Here is a 3,744-nt window from a genome sequence, read left to right as displayed (position 1 = left end):
GGGCGGGGCTGCTCGCCGACGCCGACGCCGTGGGCGTGGCCGGGCCGGCCGTCGGGCCGGGTGCCGGGGTGGACCAGGAGAGCCGGCGGGCGGCCACCACCGCGCCGGCGGCGACCAGGAGCACCGCAACCACGGCGGCCACCCCCAGCGTCCAGCGCCGTCGTGGTTTTGCGGTCTCCTGCGTCATCAGGCTTCCTCCCCCGTACGGAACGACGCTCGGACGGGGGCCCGGGGTTGCCACCGGCGGGCCCGGTCGACCGAGCGTCCTGCATGATCCCCAAAATCTGGCGCTGGCGCGATGGCTACCCGTCGGTAATGATGCGTCCATGCGGTATGACGTGGTCGTCATCGGGTCCGGTTTCGGCGGCAGCGTCGCCGCGCTCCGGCTGGCGGAGAAGGGCTACTCGGTCGGGGTGCTGGAGGCCGGGCGGCGCTTCGCCGACGACGAGTTTCCGGAGACCTCCTGGCGGGCCCGGCGCTTCCTCTGGGCTCCGAAGCTCGGGTGCTACGGCCTCCAGCGGATCACCCTGCTCCGCTCCGCGGACCGGAAGGCCGGCGGGGGAGTCATGGTGCTCTCCGGCGCGGGCGTGGGCGGCGGCTCGCTGGTCTACGCCAACACCCTCTACGAGCCCCTCGACGCGTTCTACGCCGACCCGCAGTGGCGGGACATCACCGACTGGCGCGACGAACTGGCCCGCCACTACGACCAGGCCAAGCGGATGCTCGGGGCGACCACGTACCCGGTGCGGACCGGTGCGGACCGGGCGATGCGGGCGGTGGCCGAGCGGATGGGGGTCGGGCACACCTTCCACGCCACCCCGGTGGGCGTGCACATCGGCCGGCCCGGCGAGCGGGTGCCCGACCCGTACTTCGGCGGGGCCGGGCCGGAGCGGACCGGTTGCCTGCACTGCGGCTCGTGCATGACCGGCTGCCGGCACGGCGCCAAGAACACCCTGGTCAAGAACTACCTCTGGCTGGCCGAGCGGCTCGGCGCCCAAGTCCACCCGCTGACCACGGTCACCGCGGTCCGCCCCACCGCCGACGAGGGCTACGAGGTGCACACCGAGCGCACCGGCGCGTGGCTGCGCAAGCGGCGCCAGGTGATCCGCGCCGACCAGGTGGTCTTCGCCGCGGGCGCGCTGGGCACCCAGCGGCTGCTGCACGAGATGAAGGCGACCGGGGCGCTGCCCGCGCTGTCGCCCCGCCTCGGCGAGCTGACCCGGACCAACTCGGAGGCCATCCTCGGCGCCTCGGTGCCCCGCCGGCAGGCGCGGGAGCGGCGGCTGGACTTCACCGAGGGAGTGGCGATCACCAGCTCGTTCCACCCCGACCCGCAGACCCACATCGAGCCGGTCCGCTACGGCCGGGGCTCCAACGCGATGGGGCTGCTCCAGTCGCTGCTGGTCGACGGCGGGCCGCACCGGGTCCGGCGCTGGCTGGGCAGCATCGTCCGGCAGCCCGGCCTGGCCGCCCGGATGCTGTCGGTGCGCGGCTGGTCCGAGCGGACGGTGATCGCCCTGGTGATGCAGTCGGCGGACAACTCGCTCACCACCCGCTGGCGGCGCGGCCCGCTCGGCCGCCGGCTGGTCTCCGGGCCGGGGCACGGCGCGCCGAACCCGACCTGGATCCCGGCCGGCAACAACGCGGTGCGGCTGCTCGCCGAGGAGATCGACGGTACGCCGGGCGGCGCGCTGACCGAGCCGTTCAACATCCCGATGACCGCGCACATCCTCGGCGGGGCGGTGATCGGCGCCACCCCGGCCGACGGGGTGATCGACCCGTACCACCGGGTGCACGGGCACCCGGGGCTGCACGTGGTGGACGGCGCGGCGGTCTCGGCGAACCTCGGGGTGAACCCGTCGCTGACGATCACCGCCCAGGCGGAACGGGCGATGTCGTGCTGGCCCAACAAGGGCGAGGAGGATCCGCGGCCGCCGCTCGGTGCGGCGTACCGGCGGGTGGAGCCGGTCCCCCCGCGCCACCCGGCGGTCCCGGCGCACGCCCCCGCCGCCCTGCGCGGGTGATCCGCGCGACATCCGGGCGGGACGCGCCACGCGGACGGCCGGGCCGCGCCCGGCGCGGAGGTGACGGTCGGTAGGCTTTCTGCACATGAGCACGCCTCGCCCCGTCCTCGTGGTGGACTTCGGAGCCCAGTACGCCCAGCTCATCGCGCGCCGGGTGCGTGAGGCGAAGGTCTACTCGGAGATCGTCCCGCACACCATGCCGGTCGCCGAGATGCTGGCGAAGGACCCCGCCGCGATCATCCTGTCGGGCGGTCCGGCCAGCGTCTACGCACCCGACGCCCCGCAGATCGACGCCCGCATGTTCACCGCCGACGTCCCGGTCTTCGGCATCTGCTACGGCTTCCAGGCGATGGCCCAGGCGCTCGGCGGCACGGTCGCGCGGACCGGCAACCGGGAGTACGGCGGCACCCCGCTGCACGCCCGCGCCGAGGCCGGCGTGCTGCTCCGCGACCTGCCGGACGACCTGCCGGTCTGGATGAGCCACGGCGACTGCGTGACCGAGGCCCCCGCGGGCTTCACGGTGACCGCCGAGTCGGCGGGCGCGCCGGTCGCCGCGTTCGAGGACGTGGCCGGCCGCCGGGCCGGGGTGCAGTTCCACCCGGAGGTGGGGCACACCGCGCACGGCCAGGAGATGCTCACCCGCTTCCTGTACGACATCGCCGGCGTCGAGCCGACCTGGACGCCCGAGAACATCATCGACGAGCAGGTGGCCCGGATCCGGGAGCAGGTCGGCGACAAGGAGGTCATCTGCGGCCTGAGCGGCGGCGTGGACTCGGCGGTCGCCGCCGCGCTGGTGCACCGGGCCGTCGGTGACCAGCTCACCTGCGTCTTCGTCGACCACGGCCTGCTCCGGGCCGGGGAGGCCGAGCAGGTGGAGAAGGACTACGTGGCGGCCACCGGCATCAAGCTCAAGGTGGTCGACGCGCAGGACCGCTTCCTCGGGGCGCTCGCCGGGGTGACCGACCCGGAGCAGAAGCGCAAGATCATCGGCCGGGAGTTCATCCGGGTCTTCGAGGCCGCCGCCCGGGAGATCGCCTCCCACGGCGACGTCGAGTTCCTGGTGCAGGGCACCCTCTACCCGGACGTGGTGGAGTCCGGCGGCGGCACCGGCACCGCCAACATCAAGAGCCACCACAACGTCGGCGGCCTGCCGGAGGACCTGAAGTTCGCGCTGGTCGAGCCGCTGCGCACGCTGTTCAAGGACGAGGTCCGGGCGCTGGGCCTGGAGCTGGGCCTGCCCGAGGCGATGGTCTGGCGGCACCCGTTCCCCGGCCCCGGCCTGGCCATCCGGATCATCGGCGCGGTCGACCGGGAGCGGCTGGACCTGCTCCGCAAGGCCGACCTGATCGCCCGGGAGGAGTTGACGGCCGCCGGCCTGGACCGGGGCGTCTGGCAGTTCCCGGTGGTGCTGCTGGCCGACGTGCGCAGCGTCGGCGTGCAGGGCGACGGGCGCAGCTACGGGCATCCCGTGGTGCTGCGCCCGGTCTCCAGCGAGGACGCGATGACCGCCGACTGGTCCCGGCTGCCGTACGAGGTGGTCGCCCGGATCTCCACCCGGATCACCAACGAGGTGGCCGAGGTGAACCGGGTGGTCCTGGACGTCACCAGCAAGCCGCCGGGCACCATCGAGTGGGAGTGACGCCGGCTCACCCGGCGGTCGGCGGCTGAGGCTGCGGCCGGGGCGCCGGCTCCGGCGTACCCGCCGGCTGCGTCGCCGGCC

The 3,744-nt window shown here is 74.5% G+C and carries 2 protein-coding genes and 1 pseudogene; 2 read left to right on the top strand and 1 reads right to left on the bottom strand.

The window, feature by feature from the left end; genetic code table 11:
- A pseudogene (locus DKT69_RS37800) lies at positions 1 to 187 on the bottom strand (DUF3152 domain-containing protein); the annotation flags it as partial.
- A gap of 139 nt (positions 188 to 326) precedes the next feature.
- On the opposite strand from DKT69_RS37800, the gene DKT69_RS17695 reads away from it, so the two are divergent.
- Positions 327 to 2,024: an FAD-dependent oxidoreductase gene (locus tag DKT69_RS17695; protein WP_109802643.1), complete on the top strand. Its 1,698-nt coding sequence runs from the start codon at positions 327 to 329 to the stop codon at positions 2,022 to 2,024.
- An 85-nt stretch (positions 2,025 to 2,109) separates the two neighbouring features.
- Complete coding sequence (guaA, locus tag DKT69_RS17690) at positions 2,110 to 3,663, top strand: glutamine-hydrolyzing GMP synthase (RefSeq protein ID WP_109802642.1); 1,554 nt, start codon at positions 2,110 to 2,112, stop codon at positions 3,661 to 3,663.
- Positions 3,664 to 3,744: the final 81 nt, after the last annotated feature.

The organism is Micromonospora sicca (genome assembly GCF_003172935.1).
Taxonomy (GTDB): domain Bacteria; phylum Actinomycetota; class Actinomycetes; order Mycobacteriales; family Micromonosporaceae; genus Micromonospora; species Micromonospora sicca.
Note: the sequence above shows the minus strand (reverse complement) of the source record. Positions and strands in the feature narration are given on the sequence as shown.